At 53.0% G+C, this 19173-nt stretch carries 14 protein-coding genes and 1 pseudogene; 12 read left to right on the top strand and 3 right to left on the bottom strand.

Annotation, left to right across the window (positions count from 1 at the left end; all coding sequences use genetic code 11):
* Position 1: 1 nt before the first annotated feature.
* The 4 genes and pseudogenes from ACLUYS_RS02315 to ACLUYS_RS02300 all read left to right on the top strand — a co-directional run bounded on the left by ACLUYS_RS02315 (position 2) and on the right by ACLUYS_RS02300 (position 3199).
* On the top strand, positions 2-766 hold the full coding sequence (locus ACLUYS_RS02315) for a hypothetical protein (RefSeq protein ID WP_412658898.1): 765 nt from the start codon (positions 2-4) through the stop codon (positions 764-766).
* Positions 747-1478: pseudogene (locus ACLUYS_RS02310) on the top strand (DNA cytosine methyltransferase). Before ACLUYS_RS02315 ends, ACLUYS_RS02310 begins: the two are co-directional and overlap by 20 nt.
* Before the next feature lie 370 nt (positions 1479-1848).
* A complete protein-coding gene (locus ACLUYS_RS02305; protein ID WP_412658896.1) occupies positions 1849-2154 on the top strand; it encodes a DNA cytosine methyltransferase in 306 nt (101 codons plus the stop codon).
* A 73-nt stretch (positions 2155-2227) separates the two neighbouring features.
* Entirely contained in the window at positions 2228-3199 is a 972-nt protein-coding gene (locus tag ACLUYS_RS02300; RefSeq protein ID WP_412658895.1) for a PD-(D/E)XK motif protein, read from the top strand.
* Positions 3200-3283: 84 nt separating this feature from the next.
* On the opposite strand, the gene ACLUYS_RS02295 is transcribed toward ACLUYS_RS02300, so the two are convergent.
* The 3 genes from ACLUYS_RS02295 to def form a co-directional block, all read right to left on the bottom strand.
* Positions 3284-4354, bottom strand: coding sequence for a metallophosphoesterase (locus tag ACLUYS_RS02295; RefSeq protein WP_412658894.1), 1071 nt, complete (start codon positions 4352-4354; stop codon positions 3284-3286).
* Between the two features lie 278 nt (positions 4355-4632).
* Complete coding sequence (locus ACLUYS_RS02290; protein ID WP_255658232.1) at positions 4633-6699, bottom strand: ribonuclease J; 2067 nt, start codon at positions 6697-6699, stop codon at positions 4633-4635.
* A gap of 873 nt (positions 6700-7572) precedes the next feature.
* Positions 7573-8118 (bottom strand): peptide deformylase, encoded by a 546-nt coding sequence (gene def / locus ACLUYS_RS02285; RefSeq protein ID WP_412658893.1) that lies wholly within the window; start codon positions 8116-8118, stop codon positions 7573-7575.
* A 122-nt stretch (positions 8119-8240) separates the two neighbouring features.
* Here def and ACLUYS_RS02280 point away from each other — a divergent pair, with 122 nt between their 5' ends.
* The 8 genes from ACLUYS_RS02280 to ACLUYS_RS02245 all read left to right on the top strand — a co-directional run.
* Entirely contained in the window at positions 8241-9743 is a 1503-nt protein-coding gene (locus tag ACLUYS_RS02280; RefSeq protein WP_288339528.1) for an FtsW/RodA/SpoVE family cell cycle protein, read from the top strand.
* Between the two features lie 162 nt (positions 9744-9905).
* Positions 9906-10415: a pantetheine-phosphate adenylyltransferase gene (gene coaD / locus ACLUYS_RS02275; RefSeq protein ID WP_230267531.1), complete on the top strand. Its 510-nt coding sequence runs from the start codon at positions 9906-9908 to the stop codon at positions 10413-10415.
* 331 nt (positions 10416-10746) lie between these two features.
* A complete protein-coding gene (gene rnc, locus ACLUYS_RS02270; RefSeq protein WP_230267532.1) occupies positions 10747-11433 on the top strand; it encodes a ribonuclease III in 687 nt (228 codons plus the stop codon).
* Positions 11433-15773 (top strand): PolC-type DNA polymerase III, encoded by a 4341-nt coding sequence (locus ACLUYS_RS02265; RefSeq protein ID WP_412658891.1) that lies wholly within the window; start codon positions 11433-11435, stop codon positions 15771-15773. The genes rnc and ACLUYS_RS02265 overlap by 1 nt, the downstream gene beginning before the upstream one ends.
* Positions 15774-16019: 246 nt before the next feature.
* The gene (locus tag ACLUYS_RS02260; protein ID WP_230267534.1) at positions 16020-16304 is read left to right on the top strand and encodes a type II toxin-antitoxin system RelB/DinJ family antitoxin; all 285 of its coding nucleotides are present in this window, start codon (positions 16020-16022) and stop codon (positions 16302-16304) included.
* A gap of 430 nt (positions 16305-16734) precedes the next feature.
* Positions 16735-17964, top strand: coding sequence for a serine hydroxymethyltransferase (gene glyA, locus ACLUYS_RS02255; RefSeq protein ID WP_288876217.1), 1230 nt, complete (start codon positions 16735-16737; stop codon positions 17962-17964).
* Positions 17957-18430 carry a 23S rRNA (pseudouridine(1915)-N(3))-methyltransferase RlmH gene (locus tag ACLUYS_RS02250; protein ID WP_412658888.1) on the top strand — a complete coding sequence of 158 codons (474 nt, stop codon included), beginning with the start codon at positions 17957-17959 and terminating at the stop codon, positions 18428-18430. The genes glyA and ACLUYS_RS02250 overlap by 8 nt, the downstream gene beginning before the upstream one ends.
* 304 nt (positions 18431-18734) lie before the next feature.
* Positions 18735-19173 (top strand): hypothetical protein (locus tag ACLUYS_RS02245; RefSeq protein ID WP_412658886.1); only part of this gene is annotated, 439 nt, incomplete at its 3' end.

Genomic DNA, 19173 nt, shown 5'->3' with positions numbered 1-19173 from the left:
CATGAAGTGGAAAATCATGAATAAAAGAGAGGCGTCTAAGATCGCCGAACAGTGGGAAAGCATGCGCCCGAAAAAATTCGATGAGATGATGGAGAATCTGCAGTCTTTCTCGGATGAACTGACTGAAGAGTACAGAGATCTCAGGCGGGGTATCCTGGAAGACTGGGAAAGAACGAAAGAAGATGTTCGGGGAATCTCTGGCGAGGAGAAACGTCAGAAGTATTTGACGGATCTTCTTTTCGCGCTCCGGTTGTATGAACGGCTGAAAAACTGCGGGATGGATATTCGGTACGCTTCCTATGATGATGTATGGATTTATCTGCAGATGAAGGTTGTTCCTGAAATTGTCATTCAGAGATATGGCGTAGTTCTGGATGCAGAATCAGGAACCGTAATACTGCCGCTCGACCATATGTTCAAAAAGTCGGCCCGTATCTATATGAAGGCTATATGGTGGTATCTTTTCCTTTCCTTTCGGACCGACGAGGATGGCAGGGAAGATTATCCGGCAACACAGAAGATGCTCTGGTATCGGACTACGGATACGATTCTTCAGATGGTGGAACGCGCCGGAAGGGAAGGCTATCGAGTGGATGTGAGCAGAGAACTCATGAAAGTGTTCTGTCAGCATCAGGAACTTGGGGATAACGATTTCCGAAAGCTGCTCATTCTGAATACAGCCAGAGCCCAGGTTATGGAGCCGGCGCTGTGTGATGGCGGCATCTCTGGATATGTAAAGGAGCTGTTTGATTATTTCGAATTCTAATTCACTTCCAGATATCATTGATCTTTTCTGCGGGTGCGGCGGCCTGGCTATGGGGTTTCAGAAAGAGGGATTCCATATTGCGACAGGAATGGATATCAATGATCCGGCCGTACAGAACGCGTCCTATAACTTGCACTGGCGCTTTGTCGAAGAATCCCCTTATGAATGCAGAGATATTACCGTTACCGACGCCGAAGAGTTCAAGGCGGCGATTGACAAGAATGGATGCATCGTAATCGGCGGACCGCCCTGTCAGGCGTACTCGCTGGCTGGCCGTGCCAAACTGAAATCTCTTGGAAGTCATCGGGAAAACACCAGAGACCGACGAGGCTATCTCTTCGAAGATTTTCTGCGGATGGCCCTGGATTTGGATGCACGTGGGGTAGTTATGGAAAACGTTCCGGAAGCTGCCAACTAGGGGGGAAGAAATGTTCCTGAAATTGTCTGTCAGACGCTGGAAGAGAACGGCTATCTGGCGATCTGGACAATTCTGAACGCCGCTGACTTTGGCGTTCCCCAGAAAAGGGAACGTCTGATTCTGATGGCGGTAAAAAAGGAACTTGCCGATCAGATCGAACTGCCAGAGCCGACCCATCACTCCAGTGAGCCCGATCTCTCCAATTCAGCAGGCCGTATTCGCGGTTTCACCCGTTTTCCCCATTTTCGCGAACCGCGTTCCGGGGACGATTCTCTGCCCCATGGAACACAGTGAAAATGGCGCTGGATGATCTGCCTGTTCTTTTTACAGATCCAGCACAGAAGTATTCGCTTGGACGCATTAATCAGAAACTTCCCTATACTCGCAAGGCAGGCAATCCTTATCAGGTCTGCATGAGAAATTGGTATGGAACCGAAAACGGAAAAGTATCCGCCAATGTCTTTCGAAAAACGCTGCGAGATTATCCCATTTTTGACCGGATGAAGCAGGGTGACAATTATGTGCAGGCGTCACAGATCGCGGATCAGCTTCTTGCAGAAGCCGCTGCCCGGGCTGGAATCACGGAAGAGAGCAATCCGGAAGAGTATGAGGAACTGAAGAAAAAGATTGTTCCTCCCTATGATCGTGAAAACTTCCTCTATAAATGGACACGACTCAAGGAGAATCAGCCTTCTCATACCCTGGTCGCCCATCTGTCGGTAGACACCTATTCCCATATTCATCCGGTCGAACCGCGGGTATTCATCCGGTCGAACCGCGGGGAATTTCCGTTCGTGAAGCAGCAAGGCTTCAGTCGTTTCCGGACGCCTATCTGTTTCAGAGCAATATGGGCAATTCCTACAGGCAGATTGGAAACGCCGTCCTGCCGCTTCTTTCTCTGGCAATCGCCAAAGCGATCAAAAAGACTTTGAATGAAAAGAAGCACAAGGGTCTGCAATCGACGGATTAAATCCGATACGCAGCCTTTTCAAAACGTCCCGATGGCTGGAAACGTTGAGAATATCAGGAAAGGAAGCCAGCAGATGAAAGATACAATCGATGAAATCAGAGAATTGTTTGCGACAAGCAAAGGACATACAGGCTGTTACCGGCTCGAAACGCTCCCAGACCCCTGGACAGGATGGGTATGCCGACTGGGAAGCGGGAAATTTGGTGTCGGTATTCCCTATGAGGGAACAACAGTGAATGAAAACTTCAACGACATGGCTTTCTATTCGACTGAACTTGTAATTGATGGAGAAGAACAGCACCTTCTTATGATCGATTCGGATTACGAAGAAGGAAGGGAACAGTTCGCCATGCTCGGTGTGAGCCTGGTGGATCCTGGCGAAAAGGGCAGGCTGCGCAGCGAGATTCTGGCAGACCCGCTAGCCTGGTGGAAAAAATGGAAAGAGCTTGTGGGCAACTCCGTTGTGGAAAAGAAACCCTATGCAGTCATTGGGGAAATGATCGCTCTGTGCCAGATTCTGAAGAAAGACGCGAACGTGCGCTGGGGCGGACCGCAGGCATCTACACGGGACATTGAGTCCGGCAGTGCAGAGTATGAAGTGAAATCTACCGTCAGTCGCTATAACAAAGTTGTCCATATTCCGGGTCAGTTCCAGCTTCAGGGACAGACCAAACCGGTTTATCTCGTTTTCAATCGCTTCGAAGAAAAGGAAGACGGGTATTCGATCAACAGAATGGCGAACATTCTGACAGGTCAGTATGGATATTCTTCGGACCTTCTTGAAAAGCAGCTGAAACTGCTGGGATGTCCGAAAGGAAAAAGCGATCGGGACATTCAGTATGCACTGCTTGAGCAGTGTACATATGAAGTCAATTCTGACTTTCCTCTGATCACTCCATCCAGTTTTGCAAACGGAAAGATGCCAAAAGGCGTTGTGAGCTTTGAGTATTCTGTCGATCTTGACGCCTGCCCGGAATGTCAGAGAGAAATTCTAGATTCAAACTGGGAGGAATCCCATACTCTGCATCGCCTGATGTCGTTATAGATCGCCGCTGTTTCTCTGCAAAAAAGCCAGCCAGGATGATAACCTGACTGGCTTTAATCGCTTCGATTGGTCCCCCGCAGAGGCTCAGCGAGCGGAGGAGCATTGGTTGGCTTCCGCAGATGGAGTTTCGCCCTCCATAGGCTGATCCGTACCGGACTGCGCATCTTCTGCAGGTGCGTCGGTTTGAGAAGAGGCATCGCTTTGCAAACTGGATGTGAGCAGCGGCGTCTGCGCTGGAGCATTGTCGTCGGCTTTGGAGCCGGAGACGAGCGTGAAGTAAGAATATTCGACGGGGGAATTGATTTTGGCGGGAACATCCACGCAGCCGATGCCGCTGGAAATGGTGTACGGGAAAGAAAGCTTCTGGGACTTGGATCGGTTGATCTGGGTGCTGCCTTCCACCGTCCGGTAATTGCCGAAAATCGGCCATTTCACCTGCGAACCGTGGGAGTTGCCGCAAAGCGCAAGATCGGGATGAAGCGAAGAATTTTGTACCGCAAGCAAATTGTCGGGGAAGTGGGAAAGCATCAGACAATACGTGTCGCCGGGAATAGTGGACGCAATCGCTTCCGGGTCGGGCTGCAGGCCCAGACCGGCGAGGCGAATGCCGCTGCCCGAACCGTTGGAAAGAAGAACCGAAGCGTTGTCGAGAATTTCGACCTGGCTTCGACCGTAGACGTCATTGACTTCGAGAAGACGGTTCATGGACGTCTGATCCTGTTCGCCATAGACGGCGAATTTTCCGCTCGGCGCTTCGACGCGGCTGATCCAGTTCACCATCTGATCGCGCATTTCACCGCTGACTTCCGCATTTTTCGAGAAGAGATCGCCGCCGATCAGCAGAACGTCCGGTTCCAGAGAGGCGATTTCATCAAAGAGTTTATCGCCTTTTTCAACGGGGAAATTCTCGCCGTATTCGATATCACTCAGATAGACGATCGAAAGCTGGTTCAGAGAGGCGGGAATTTTCGTCGAACGGATTTGCGAAAAGTTCGAGTGCACCTGGTAGGGGGCAACGAAAATGCCGTTGTAAAGGGTCAGGGTCAGGCAGGTCATGCAGAATACGGCAATGCCGATCACCCACATGGAAATTGTCAGCCACAAAGGCTGTCTTCTTTTTCGGGAATGTACGCGATGCGCGGTTCGTCTGGCCATAATCCTGCTCCTTTCGCCTAAAAAATGGGTTCATGGACAATCTATTATAAATCATTGGCTTCCATAGAGATATCCTCTTTCTTTTTCGAGCAGTGTTCCCGCGGGCGGCGCGTGACCGGCTGGACTAGACGGACCGGGACCGGGATTCCTGCTCCAGATCGAAACGATGCGGAGAAGAAAAGCTTCAGAGGTATGGAAAAGGCGGTCTGTGCAGACCGCCTGGTAAAAATCAGAATGAATTTGTGGATCGGCTAAAACCGAGGGCTGGATTCTCTCGATCAGCTGTTTTCCTGCGAAGCCGGTTTGGCGGCGGGTGCAGGTTTGTTTTCCGCCGATCTGGATCCGTGCACTGCGGCATGGGTCTGGGTATGACCGGCGTTTTTTCTGGCCTGCTGTCTTGCACGATGCTGCGCGGCGAGTTCTTCCATGGCTTTCTTGGAGTTCAGAATAACCGGAATCACGATCGGGTTGCGGTGCGTCTTCTTATAGAGGAAAGGCTCCAGAGAAGAACGGATGCAGTTTTTGATGTCCGCGAACGTCGTTCTTTCTTTCAGTCGGGCCTGCAGGTTGGTCGAAACGATGAATTCGGCTTCCTTGAGCAGCGCCTGCGCGTCTTTCAGGAAGACGAAGCCGCGGCTGACGATAACAGGTCTTGCCAGCAGCTTGTTGGCGCTGGAATCGATCGGAACGATGACAGCCACCAGACCGTTGTCGGCCAGGATGCGGCGGTCTTTGAGAACCGCGGTAGAAAGACCGGAAATGTCGTTGCCGTCGACGTAAATGTCGTCACCCTGGTAACGCCAGTCGGACTGGATCACTTCGTGGTTGCGCAGCAGCAGAACGTCGCCGTTGGCGCAGACGAAAATGTTCGATTCCGGAATGCCAAGTTCCATGGCGGACTGACGATGCTGCATTAACATTTTGTGTTCGCCGTGAATCGGCATGAAGTAACGCGGCTTGATCAGCTGCATCATCAGCTTCTGCTCCTGCTTGGACGCGTGGCCGGTCGTATGCAGGTTGTTGAGCACGGATTTGTTCAGAACCGTTGCGCCGGAGCGGAACAGCTTGTCCACAATCTTGTTTACGGAAGCGTCGTTGCCTGGAATCGGATTGGACGAGAAGACGACGGTATCGGTCGGTTTCAGGTGAATGAAGCGGTGGGTACCGTTGACGATGCGGCTGAGCGCGGCGAGCGGTTCGCCCTGGCTTCCGGTGCAGAGAATGCAGATTTTGTTATCGGGGGTGGTGCGCAGTTCTTCTGGAGACAGAAGATCTTCGTTGCGGATTTTGATAACACCCATTTTGCGTCCGATGTCGACTACATTTTCCATCGAGCGGCCAAAGACAGCCACTTTGCGTCCGGTTTTGAGCGCGGCTTCAATAATCTGAGCCACACGGTAAACGTTGGATGCGAACGTCGCGACGATCATACGGTGCGGTGTGCTGGCCATAATGCGCAGAATTTCGTTGGAAACGTCCTTTTCCGAAATGGAGAAGCCGTCGACGCCGGAGTTGGTGGAATCCGACATGAGCAGATCCGGCTTGAGTGCGCCGATGTACGCCATTTTCTGGTAGTCCGCGTTCTGACCGATCGGGGTCAGGTCGAACTTGAAGTCGCCGGTGTGAACGATCGTGCCGTTTGGCGTGGTGATCATGACGCCGAGCGAATCCGGAATGGAGTGGATCGTGTTGAAGAAGCCGATGTTGAAGTACTTGGTCTTGATGGCCGAGTTTTCGTTGATTTCAATAATCGGAACTTTCGGCGCGTCCTTGTGTTCGGAAAGCTTTTTCTCAATGAGGGCTTTCGCGAAGCGCGGTGCGTAAATGGCATCGATGTTGACCTGCTTGATCAGAAAGGGAATGCCGCCGATATGGTCTTCGTGACCGTGGGTAATGACAAGGATTTTTCGCTTGTTATTATTGCGGATGAGGTGGTGATAATCCGGGATGACGTAGTCAACGCCTAACAGATCATCATCCGGGAACAGGACGCCGCAGTCGACGATGGCGATTTCATTGCCCTGTTCGTAGCAGTACATGTTCTTGCCGACTTCGCCCAGTCCGCCAAGCGCGTAAATCTGCGTATCCGTCGGGAGAACTTTCGTTCGAGTGGACGGACTGCCGATGGCGGGGACAGGGGAGTGGACAAAAGGCTTGCCGACACCTTTTGAATTGCGGCTGTTTCCGGAATGGCCGGAAGATTTGTGATGCGCCGGATTATTCGATCGGGGCGCAGAAGTGCTGCGGGGTGCCGGTTTCTTCTGCGCTGCAGGCGCCTTTGGGGCGCGTTCTGCAGAAGAAGGAGCAGCCGCAGTTGACGTGTTGTTAACTGGTTTTTCGTTCATTGGAATGGTAGAACAGATCCTTTCTAAAACGGGGCTAAGTCTTAGCCGTCAGGGGGAGTATTCGAAGGTTCTGCGCTCCAGCCGGTTTCATTCACTCCGGTATCCATAAAATATGGAAACCAAAAGAAAGGACGAAAGGGCAGGGCAGCAGCCGGAAAAGAAAGGAAAAGATTTCCCGTCTGCTTAAAAAGACGGGAGGATTCGATCCTGATCAACTGGGGTGAATACTGAAAATGCGCAGGCAGGGGGTTCAGTCCTGCAGGCGTGCGCGCAGCGTGCGGGCAGGGAAGAGGGGTTCTCTTCAGCATGCCGCTTCTTATCTTCTATTTTAGCATAAGGGCAGCCGCTTGCCGGACTGACGAAAGATTTACTAAAAGAAGAAAAGCGTTTTTGGATTCCTCTTCTTATCGCCTGTTTGATCGCCGGTTCTTTCATCTTCCTAAACGGTTTTTTAACGGTTTTTTCCAGACCATATTTCCGATCCGGTCTTCCTGTTTTCCCACGCGGAAAGAAACCGGTCCGGCCGGTCTTCTGGAAATCTTTGGATATTGTTGCACAGAATCATTGCTTTTATAGAATTATCGCTCACAATCCGGACAGGAAAGACAACCTGAAGTGTTTTTCGACAAGGGCTGTTATGAAATGGATGTTCTCGCATGCAAAGACGCTGCCTCCCCGTCGGTCCAGAAAAAGCCAGAAAGAGGGAATTTGCAGTCGAGCACAGTGCCCGTAAGGGGAGAGGAAGGAGAAAGTAAGGAGGACGGCGGCAATGAAAAAAGAGTACTCTGATCGACAGAATACTCCTGGAAAAGACGGTTTTCGAAATTTGACGGGCTCTGCATCGGCGCGCAGGCTTCATCGTTTCTGTTTAACTTATTCCACAACGGTATAGGCTGCCGGTGCGGGATCGTTTAAATGATCGTAGTAGAGAATGCCCGACAGATGATCGATTTCGTGCTGGAGCACGATCGCCGCATAACCGGTTGCCTGAATGACCACGTTGCGGTCGGTGAGCAGATCGTAGCCGCGCACTTTGACCCGGTCGTAGCGGAAGATTTTTCCTGGATGGGCTTCCGGCACGGACAGGCATCCTTCGCCGTCCGGCAGACACGTCATCGTCTTGGAGCGGGAAATGATTTTTGGATTGGCGAGCGCCCATTCGAGGGTCGTGCCGTCATCCGCGTCGACGACAACGGCGATCATTTTCTTGGGAACGCCGACCTGAATGGCCGCAATGCCGACAGCGGGCGAGAGATTGTTTTTCTCGCACAGTTCTTCATCCTGACTGTCTTTTACGTAGCGATGCATCGCAAATAACAGTTCGCGGTCTTCCTCGCTGAGCGGAAGCTCGACATCCGCCGACAGCGAGCGGATTTCGGGCTGATCATCGTGAATAATGGAATCATTGGAAAGTACCATATTTATGCCCTCCGTTTCCTAAACGGTATTCTAATGGTTTTCTATGGCCCTTTCAAATGCGCAAGAGCCGGTGTCCTGACGGTATGATAAAATGAAAGTCCATTTAAGGGGGAGTAACTCCAATGAATTCAACAACGGTTTCCCCATCTTCTGCCAAAGGCAGAAAAAAGGGGAAGTTTGATATAAAAGACTGGCTCGTACCCGCCGGCGGCAGCGATCGCTGGCTGATGGGAGCCGTCATTGTTCTGATGATTTTTGGATCCATGATGGTCCTCAGTTCCAAACAGGGAACGACCGTGGGCATGACGCGTTCCTACGTTCAGGAAATCCTCAAACAGATTGGATTTGTGGTCGTATCCTGGGGAGCTATGGTCTTCATCTCCCGCAAGTTTGACTGGATGAAGCTCTTCAATGCCAAAACGCAAATATTTCTGTGTCTGTTCTATATCCTCCTGCTGTTTGCGGTTCAGCTTGTCGGTATTGACGTGAACGGTTCGAAGGCGTGGCTTCGTCTTGGGCCTCTCACGATACAGCCATCGGAATTTGGCAAGCCGCTGCTCATTTTGCTTCTGGCGTCTTCTGCACGAAACGCCGGGAAAAAACATTCGGAACCCATTCCGTTTGGACAGCGATTCTTTCTGCCGCTTTTTCTGCTTCTGATCAGTGTGTTCTTTATCGGGGGCGCGCAGAAAGACTTTGGTTCGCTGATCATCACGCTGGGCATCGGTCTGGTCGGCCTGCTGGCGACAGCGGATGCGGATCTGACGAAAGTACAGCGCTATATCGTGATCTTTCTGTTTGTGGTGCTTCTTCTGCTGCTCGTCGGCATTTACTTTTCGGACTGGTTTGTGACGCTGTTTCGAAACGTCCCGCTGCTTCGCCACATCGCCGTTCGAATCGAGAATATGAAAAATCCTTATATCAATATTCATTCTGAAGGGTATCAGCCGGCCAACGCGCTGTATTCTCTGGGCGATGCCGGATTTTTCGGCCGCGGCTTTGGCGGTTCGGTTCGTAAATACGGCTTTCTGACGCAGGCGGAATCCGACTACATCCTCGCGATTGTCATTGAAGAGTTCGGCTTTTTCGGTCTGCTTCTGATTACGGTCTGCTACTGCATTCTTCTGTGGCGTCTGCTCCACTGGGCTCTGGCGACCGCAAAGCCGCAGTTTAAAGTCATGCTGCTGTGCTCGGCAGCGTATTTCCTGCTCCACTTCTTCATCAACATCGGCGGCGTCAGCACGCTGATTCCAATGACCGGCGTGCCGCTGCTCTTTATTTCGGCCGGCGGTTCCGCTCTGCTTGCGGTCGGTATTGTACTCGGTCTCGATTTTTACGCGATCAGTCAGATTCAGATCGAACAGGAAATCGAAGCGCAAAAAGAAGCCGAACAGGCCGCGCTTGCAGCCCGCGCGCTCGAAGACGATCTGCAGCTGCAGGCGATGATAGGTATGGGCGAGACAGCTGGACAGGAATTTGCGTACACTGAGCCGGAACGCACGAGCGGCGTTCTTCACGCGCGTTCGGTACGACGGAGTGTCACGCACGATTCGCCTGCGGCGAAAACCGGAACTTCAAGAGGAAGAAACGCGGGAACACGCAGCCGGAAAAAGAGAACGCGCTAGGCAGGGCGCAATCTGTGCTCGGCACGAGACGGTGAGCGGCGCAGCCGCAGCGCCATTTAGACAAAAATTAATAGATACGAAAATCGAATAGAAGATAAGCAACTCGAATCGATAAGAAGGCGGTCTGGGAAAATCATTCCAGACCCCGGAAAGGATACGCGTATGATCGGAGCCTTTGCCGGATCGTTTGATCCGCCTACCGTAGGGCATGAAGATACGATTCGCCGCGCCGCGGCGGTTTTTGAAGAAGTGATCGTTCTGGTCGCTTCCAACTCCCTCAAGCACAATCTGCTCGAACCCGAACGGCGCGTGGAACTGCTCAAAGCCATTTGCGCGGATCTGAAAAATGTCCGTGTTGAGCTCTGCCCCGGACTGACGGTGGAGAGCGCCAAAGCAGCGGGGGCCAATGTGCTGATCCGCTCGATGCGCAATCCTTCCGATTACGAAGGGGAAGCGGCCAACGCCTGGGCCAACACAAAACTGGATTCAGGAATGGACACCGTCTTTCTGCTTGGCGATCCGGCGTATTCGATGATTTCCTCGACGACGGTGCGCGAGTTTCTGAAATACCATCAGAGCATTGAATCGATGGTTCCGCGCTGCGTATTCGAAGCACTTCAGCCCGAACTGGCGCATTCGCAATCGGCCAATTCGGACCTCCAGATCGGATAGAAACCGCCGGACAAATCGGGGTACAAAAACGAGGTCCATTTGTCCTCCGACAAAATGGGCGTGCAAGCTGCAGGCTTTCGCACTTTGCGATGCGCCTCAAAACTCGCTACACTCAGTTCAGTGCCTTCTGTTCTTTCTGTTTTTTCCATTAAAATTGAAATGAATCTTCACAGCGGTCCATGATCGCTGTTTCTTCCTGTCGGCCGTGCATGCAGCCGGCAGATTTTTCGAAAGCACCTATTGTATAAAGAAGAAACTTTGTGCATTTTACAAAATCCCAAAATAAAATATGCCGCACAAATATGCGGCTTGACTGAAAGGAGCATCCCGAATGAGAACACTGACCGACTGGGTTCGAGAACGCGGCTATGAACCGCACAATCTGAAACTCTACTATGAGGCGTGTACGCATTCCTCGTATATCAACGAAAACGACACCGATGTCGAATGCAACGAACGTCTGGAATTCATGGGCGATGCGGTGCTGCAGATCTGGAGCTCCGATACGCTGTTCAACATGGTTCCGCCGCTCAACGAAGGAAAAATGTCGATGATCCGCGCGCAGACCGTCTGCGAAAGCGCGCTCGCCCGTCTGAACAAGCAGCTGGGCTGGTACGAATTTCTTCGCCTCGGTCATGGCGAAGAGAAAAACGGTGGCCGCCATAAACCGTCCATTCTCGCGGACCAGTTTGAAGCCTGCATGGGCGCCATTTACCTCGATCTTGGCTACGATGCGGCCAAGGATATTCTCGATGAATACATGAAGCCGCTCATTACGGCGAAGAAGCCGGATGATGTCACCGACTTCAAGACACAGCTGCAGGAATATGTGCAGACCGATAATAACCGCCAGACGATTCAGTATCGTCTGCTCGAAGAAAGCGGACCGTCCAACGCCCCGAAATTCCGCATGGGCGTGTTCCTGGATGACATCTGCATGGGCGAAGGCGAAAGCAGTTCGAAAAAGCGCGCAGAACAGAAAGCGGCCAAAGAAGCGCTTGGAAAGCTGGCCTGCTGATGGGAGTGCGCGTCCTTGAACTGCTGGGGGATGTCGCGTTCGAAGAAGAACTTGGATCGTTTCTGGAACAGGCGTCGCTCTGCAAGACGCCCTGCTTCCATTCGAAGACAAAAAAACTGGAAATGTACTGGAAGGTGGATCGAATTCCGCCTTTCCGTCTTTACAGCGCTGTCGTCCACGATCTGAAGCTCGCTTTGCATACCGATATTTTCCTTGGCTTTGAACCCGAATCGAGCGAAGTCAATCTCGTGCTGATGGAACCGTATCTGCGCGATCTCGTTTCCAGAAACCGCGATCTGAAAGTTTTCGGCGACCATACGCCGTCCATGAAAGAAGACGGCACGCTTTCCTATACCGTCTACACGCCGGATGCGCAGGACGCCATCGAAGCCAGTAAGGCGACGCTCGAAGACGAACTCAAAAAGATCGGCTTTTCGTGCGCCGTTGAAGGGGTTTTGCGCGAGCGGACGTACGAAGAAGAAGCCGTCCCCAGCGTAGCGGTCCACATGCCCGCGCATAAACCGCAGCCCCGTCCGGAAACTCCCCAGAACGGCGGCAAGTCATCCTGGCGCCGCCGCCCGGCCTCCCAGGCGGAAAAAGTCGCGATCCGTGAACTCGAAGAAGGCATGGACAACGTGGCGATCGAAGGCCGCGTGTTCGCCGTCGAAGTGCGTGAACTCAAAGGCGGCTCCAAACTGCTCGAGCTGTATTTGTCCGACGATGACGACGCCATGTTCTGCAAGACGTTTGAAAGCCGCTCGATGACGCTCGAGATGATGGAGTCGTATCACGTCGGCCAGTATCTGCGCATCGTCGGCTCGCTCGCTTACGACAACTACAAGCACGGCATGGCGTTCCGGATCCGCACGATCGAAGAAATCAGCGCCCCGCGCATTCTCGACCAGGAACCGGAAAAGCGCATCGAATGGCACGTTCATTCCACGTTCTCGGAAATGGACGGCGTCAGCCCGATCGAATCGTACATTCAGCAGGCCTGGGACTGGGGCATGGAAGCGATCGGCCTCTGCGACCATAACGTCGTGCAGGCGTTCCCGATGGCCCAGCACAAAATCGAAGCCCTGAAGAAAAAAGCGCCGGAGCGCGAATTCAAAATGCTGTACGGATGCGAGATGACGATGGTCGACGACGAATACACCGTCGCCTGGAACCTGCGTGATCAGCGTCTCGATGAAGCGGAATACGTTGTATTCGACCTGGAGACGACGGGTCTCTCCAGCCGCCTCGACAAGATCATTGAATTTGGTGCCGTCAAAATGAAAAACGGCGAAATCATTGACCGCCGCCAGATGTTCATTAACCCGAAGCGCCAGATCCCGGCATCCATTACCGAACTGACCCGCATTCGTCAGTCGGATGTCGATGACGCGAAACCGATGGAAGAGGTTTTTGATGACATCCGCGCCTTCATCGGCGACGCGATTCTGGTTGCCCATAACGCGAAGTTTGACTACGGCATGCTGAACGCGGCCGCCAGAGAACTCGGCAAGCCGGAATTCGACAACCCGGTCATCGATACCCTGCCGGCAGCGCGCGCCATGTTCGAACTGCGCAGCTACCGTCTGGGCGCGCTCTGCCGCCATTACGACGTCAGCTATGACGGCGAAGGCGCGCACCGTGCCGACTACGATGCCGAAGTTCTGAGCCTGGTTTTCCTGTACCTGCTTCGCGACTGGGGCATGGACGCCACGCTCGAATCGATCGCCCATCCCGATCCGACAAGCGCTCTGCGCAAAAACTTTGCCTATCACGTCACCGTCTATGCGAAAAACAAGCAGGGCCTGAAGGAACTGTTTGAACTGATTACGCTCTCGCATACGAAATATCTCAAATACAATCCGAACTCCACCAACGTTACCGGCGAGCCGCGCATCCCAAGACGCATCCTGCAGGAATACCACGGCAAGCGAAACCTGCTCTTTGGATCGAGCTGCCAGAACGGCGAAATTTTCGATCTGGCCCATACGCGCAGCGAAAAGGAACTTTGCGACGCGATCGGTTTTTACGACTATCTCGAAGTGCAGCCGCTTCCCGTGTATAAAAACCTGCTCGACAGCCAGACCATTCACGGTGTGGACGAACTGAAGCAGATTCTGACGTTCATTCTCGATGGCGGTCAGAAATGCGGCGTTCCGGTCATTGCGTCCGGCGACTGCCATTACGTGTCGCCTAGACTCAAGCGCGTCCGCGATATTTTCATCAACTCGAAACTGGCCGGCGCTACCCGTCATCCGCTCTACATCCGCGATGAATCGCTGCGTCTGCGCACTTCGGCGCCGGATCAGGCGTTTCTTAATACGCGCCAGATGCTCGACGCCTTTGACTGGGTGGACGACAGGCTGCGCCAGGAAATTGTTCTCGACAATCCGAAAAAACTGGCGGCGCAGTGCGAAGAGCTGTTCCCGATCAAGGACCGCCTTTATCCGCCTGCCATGGAAGGTTCGGATCAGAAGCTTCGCGATATCTGCATGCAGACCGCGGCCGAATGGTACGGCACGCCGCTGCCCGAACCGGTCGAAGCCCGGCTGACCCGCGAGCTCGACGCGATCATCGGTGCCGGCTACTACGTGGTTTACTACATCTCGCATCTGCTCGTGAAAAAGAGCAACGAAGACGGCTATCTGGTCGGTTCGCGAGGATCGGTCGGTTCGTCCTTCGTCGCGACGATGTCCGGCATTACCGAGGTAAACCCGCTCAAGCCGCACTACCTGTGTCCAAAGTGCAAGCATCTCGAATGGATCGAAGATCCGAATATCCATTCTGGATTCGACTTGCCGGACAAGAACTGTCCGGAATGCGGCACCCCGATGAAAGGCGACGGCCAGGACATTCCGTTTGAAACGTTCCTGGGCTTCCACGGCGACAAGGTTCCGGATATTGACCTGAACTTCTCCGGCGAATATCAGCCAAACGCCCACGCCTTTACCAAAACCATTTTCGGAGAAGACCACGTCTTCCGTGCCGGAACCGTAGGTACCGTGCAGGAAAAAACCGCCTACGGCTACGTCAAAGGGTACGAAGAAGAAATGCACATGGAAGACCACCCGTTTTCGGAATACAAGCGGACGGACCTTGCCCAGGAATGCGCCGGCGTCAAGCGGACGACCGGCCAGCATCCAGGGGGCATCGTCGTCGTACCGCTCGATATGGACGTGCACGACTTCACGCCAGTGCAGTATCCGGCCAACAATCCGTATGCGGAGTGGAAAACAACGCATTTCGACTTCCACCAGATTCACGACAACATTCTGAAGTTCGATATTCTCGGCCACGTTGACCCGACCGCCATGAAAATGATGGAACGGCTGACCGGGGTCGATGTCCGCACGATTCCGATGAACGACCCGGCGACGATGTCGGTGTTCTCCTGCTGCGACGCGCTCGGCCTCGATACTACCCGCTACAAGGAAACGACCGGCGCGGCCGGTCTGCCGGAATTTGGTACGCCGTTTGTTCGCGGCATTCTCGAACTGACCCGGCCGACGACTTTCGCCGAGCTGGTTTCCATTTCGGGTCTGTCTCACGGTACGAACGTCTGGCTGAACAACGCCAAGGATCTGATCGACAACGGTACATGTACCCTGCGTCAGGTTATTGGATGCCGGGACGACATCATGGTTGATCTCATCCGCTACGGTCTGCCTTCCGCCGACAGCTTCAAAATCATGGAAAGCGTGCGAAAGGGAAAAGGCCTCAAGCCGGAATGGGAAGAGCTCATGCACGAGCACAACGTTCCGGACTGGTATCTCGATTCGTGCCATAAGATTAAGTACATGTTCCCGAAGGCGCATGCCGTTGCCTACGTTATGATGGCGGTGCGCATCGCCTGGTTTAAAGTTCACATCCCGCGGGCGTACTACTGCCAGTTTTTCTCCATCCGTGCCGATGCCACCGATCTGGCGGTCATGACCAGCGGTCTGACCGCCGTGGAAAAAAAGATGTTTGAAATCGAAAGCATTCGCCAGCAGAAAACCCGCAAACTGGAAAAGAAGGAAGAAGATCTGTATGACACGCTCGAGCTGGCGTATGAAATGTACATGCGCGGCTACCGCATTTCGCCGCTGTCCATTACCCGTTCGCACGCAACCGAATACATCTTCGATCCCGATGACGATCACGCAATCATTCCGCCGTTCTCGGCCGTCGACTCGCTGGGTGAAAACGTAGCCCGCTCGATCGTACAGGCAAGAGAAGAACGTCCGTTTATTTCCAAGGAAGATCTGCTCCGCCGTACAGGCCTTTCCAAAACGCTGATTGAACGCCTCGATTACCTCGGCGCCCTCGAAGGACTCGCCGAACAGGATCAGCTGACGCTGTTCTAAATCCGGTTTTATCCGGCTTTCAAGGGCACTCTGGATCCTTCTGAAAAATGCCTGCTCAGCCTCGTTTTCCATTTTCAGAATTTTGACAGAGCGTGTTTCAGACGCAGTTGAAAAGACGGCTTTCGGGCCGTCTTTTTCTTTAGAACGTTATGAGACATTGCCTTGCGTTTGCACAGATGGTCCGGCATGTCCGTCTCGAGGGGAGCGGGGCCCATGGTATAATCGGGGAAAAGCGAGGTATCGAGAATGGCAACAACGAATGTAAGCTTTGAAATGAACGAAAAGCTCAGAGACGAAATGGCTGAGCTGTGCGAAGAACTGGGCATGGATATCGACGATGCATTCCAGCTGTTCGCAAGAAAAATGGTCAACGAACAGGAAATTCCGTTTGAAGTCACCGAAAAGGATCTTCCTGTATCTGAAACGAAAGAAACGATCCGTGTCATCGTAAAGTGGAGCGCCATCTGCGCAGCGGCTGCCGCCAGCGTGGCTCTCATCGTGCGTCTGATTCGCGCCATCCGTCGCCGCTAGACGATCGGTCTGTGCGTCTTTGAATCGACGCGAGCTGGGCGTGCTCCAAACGCCCTCTACTTGAAATCGAAACGAAAGCCGCCCTTTTTTCTCCAAAAAGCCGCGGCTTTTTCTGTGCCCGGATCGGCGGTATGCATTGCGCAAACCGGATTTTGACATTCTCTTTTTCCGATGCGCCTTTCTGCCGGGTTGGGGAAGACTGAACGCTCTGAAATCGCGCAAGTTCTGCAAAAGTGACTGTGCTGGACAGGCACTGTCTTTGTGTGGTGCTACATTTGTAAAGCCGGAACGAATTTCAGAGATTTTGATCGAAACTGTGAATTTTTCGGGCAAAGCGCAAAGGGATCCGAGAAAGAATGAGCACGCCTTTTGGTTTCTGTTATCCTATGAGACATGACGCGCAGGCGTCATGACACAAAAGGAGACATATATGAGAGATCTTGAAATGTTTGAAATTATCTCCCGCGAAGAAAAACGTCAGAAACAGAACGTTGAACTGATCGCTTCGGAGAACTATGTGTCGAGCGAAGTCCGTGAAGCTCAGGGCTCTGTCCTCACAAATAAATACGCAGAAGGCTATCCTGGCAAACGCTACTACGGCGGCTGTGTCTACGTTGACCAGGCCGAAGAACTGACCCGTCAGCGCGCGAAGGAACTGTTTGGTGCCGAACACGCTAACGTACAGGCGCATTCAGGAAGCCAGGCCAACATGTCCGTTTACAACACCGTCCTTGAACCCGGCGATACCGTACTCGGTATGGACCTGACCAGCGGCGGCCATCTCACACACGGTCACCCTCTGAACTTCTCCGGTCGTACGTATAACTTCATCCCTTACAATGTGGATCCCGAAACGGAACGCATTGATTACGATAAACTCGAAGAACTCGCTATGGAACACCATCCGAAACTGATCGTTGCCGGCGCTTCCGCTTACCCGCGCATCATCGATTTCGAACGTCTTGGCGAAATCGCGAAAAAATCCGGGGCTCTGCTCATGGTCGACATGGCGCACATCGCCGGTCTGGTTGCAGCCGGTCTGCATCCATCGCCGGTTCCCTATGCCGATTTTGTAACGACAACCACGCATAAAACACTGCGCGGCCCGCGCGGCGGCATGGTTCTCTGCAAGGAAGAATACGCGAAGAAACTCGATTCCCGCACGTTCCCTGGCATGCAGGGCGGACCGCTCGAACATGTCATCGCCGCAAAGGGAATTGCCCTTTACGAAGCCAGCCAGCCCGAATTCAAAGCCTATGCGCAGCGCATTCTCGACAACGTGCAGGCGATGGCCCGCGTCTTTGACGAAGAAGGCATCCGCATGGTTTCCGGCGGAAGCGACAACCACCTGCTTTTGCTCGACACCCTGTCTTCGCTGAACATGACCGGCAAGGAAGCCGAACGTCTGCTCGACGCAGCTGGCATTACCGTCAACAAGAACACCATTCCGTTCGATACTCAGAAACCGTTCATCACATCCGGTATCCGTCTTGGCTCCGCAGCCATGACCAGCCGCGGTCTGGGCGAAAAGGAATTCGAACAGATTGCCCGCTGGATCGTTCAGGTTCTCAAAGCCGGCGACGATGCGACCGCAGAAGCCGTTCGCGAAGAAGTACGTAAGCTGACCGCGAAATACCCGGCTGAGGCCGTTCTTGATTAAGCTGTTCTGTATAGGCAAAAACAAGGACAAGGCGCTTCGTGCTTTAGAAGCGGAATACGTCAAGCGCATGGGCGCGTTTGATCGCATGGAAGTGCTGGAATTCAAGGACGAACCCGATACGAAATCGCAGTTTGAAAAGGAAGCTGTCCGCATTAAGAAAGCGGAAGGCGACCGGGTCCTTGAAAAGATCCGCCCCGATGATTTTGTGATTCTTCTCGACCTGCACGGAAAAAGCTGGTCCTCCGAAGAATTCGCGAAAGAGCGGGCATCCTGGACGAATGCCGGCAAGCCGCTTGTCTTTGTCATTGCCGGATCGCTTGGTCCCAGCGAAGAGCTAATGAAACGGGCGAATGTGCGATGGAAGCTTTCCGATCTGACGTTTACGCATCTGATGTGCCGGGTGCTGACGCTAGAGCAGATTTATCGCTCGTTCATGATTGAAAAAGGCCGCTCCTACCACAAATAGGGCAGCCGGAATAAATCGATCGTTTTCTCTTCTCTTCTTTTGAGAGAAAAGAGAGCGGATTGAAAAAATTACCGAAACGTTTGGCGGCATCTGTCCAGTATCCGGATGGGTGCCGCCTTTTTGTGTCGTATAATGAAAAACAGATTTCTGCCCTGCTTTTTTCTCTGACTGTCTGGTCCGATTTCTATATGCGAACAGGAAACTGGGTCCGTTCGAAAAGACGCAGAGAAAAAGAAACGGGCAGCATTACAAGGGGATTTCCGGAAACCGGCCGGTTCTGGAAATCAGATTCAGGGGGACTTTCATGAAAAAGAGAGCCATTCGCTACATTTGTATCGCCGGAACGATTCTGTTTGCGTACTTCATGTTCGTCGGCATTCTTCAGGCCAGCGAAGCGCAGAACGCACTGCTCAGCGCCACCGGCGGCACACAGTCCAGAGTCAGCATCGGCCTGATTGTCTGGATTGTCTTTTGCGGGATCGCCAGTTTTCTGTTTCTGGGCTATGGGGTAATGTCCAGAGGCGGCAAAAGAAACTGGCAGGAAATGATTCATTCGAAAAGAATGGAACTGAGCATGCTTGTGACCGGACTGACCGGCGCTCTGTTCTCGCTGCTTCTGTCGGCTGTACTCATTCAGTCGCTGCCGACGTACAAGTTCAGCAGTTCCGCGATCGCCTCGGCACACAAGCCGCCAAAAACGGAAACGATCGCCTCATCCGCTTCTTCTTCAACCGCTTCTTCGC

This window comes from Allobaculum sp., from assembly GCF_047010065.1.
GTDB classification, from domain to species: domain Bacteria; phylum Bacillota_I; class Bacilli_A; order Erysipelotrichales; family Erysipelotrichaceae; genus Allobaculum; species Allobaculum fili.
This window is presented reverse-complemented; position numbering and strand designations above follow the sequence as displayed.

Coding starts and splice junctions, on each gene's coding strand:
- ACLUYS_RS02315 (WP_412658898.1), top strand. CDS start 2: ATGAAGTGGAAAATCATGAATAAAAGAGAGGCGTCTAAGATCGCCGAA.
- ACLUYS_RS02305 (WP_412658896.1), top strand. CDS start 1,849: ATGGACACGACTCAAGGAGAATCAGCCTTCTCATACCCTGGTCGCCCA.
- ACLUYS_RS02300 (WP_412658895.1), top strand. CDS start 2,228: ATGAAAGATACAATCGATGAAATCAGAGAATTGTTTGCGACAAGCAAA.
- ACLUYS_RS02295 (WP_412658894.1), bottom strand. CDS start 4,354: ATGGCCAGACGAACCGCGCATCGCGTACATTCCCGAAAAAGAAGACAG.
- ACLUYS_RS02290 (WP_255658232.1), bottom strand. CDS start 6,699: ATGAACGAAAAACCAGTTAACAACACGTCAACTGCGGCTGCTCCTTCT.
- def (WP_412658893.1), bottom strand. CDS start 8,118: ATGGTACTTTCCAATGATTCCATTATTCACGATGATCAGCCCGAAATC.
- ACLUYS_RS02280 (WP_288339528.1), top strand. CDS start 8,241: ATGAATTCAACAACGGTTTCCCCATCTTCTGCCAAAGGCAGAAAAAAG.
- coaD (WP_230267531.1), top strand. CDS start 9,906: ATGATCGGAGCCTTTGCCGGATCGTTTGATCCGCCTACCGTAGGGCAT.
- rnc (WP_230267532.1), top strand. CDS start 10,747: ATGAGAACACTGACCGACTGGGTTCGAGAACGCGGCTATGAACCGCAC.
- ACLUYS_RS02265 (WP_412658891.1), top strand. CDS start 11,433: ATGGGAGTGCGCGTCCTTGAACTGCTGGGGGATGTCGCGTTCGAAGAA.
- ACLUYS_RS02260 (WP_230267534.1), top strand. CDS start 16,020: ATGGCAACAACGAATGTAAGCTTTGAAATGAACGAAAAGCTCAGAGAC.
- glyA (WP_288876217.1), top strand. CDS start 16,735: ATGAGAGATCTTGAAATGTTTGAAATTATCTCCCGCGAAGAAAAACGT.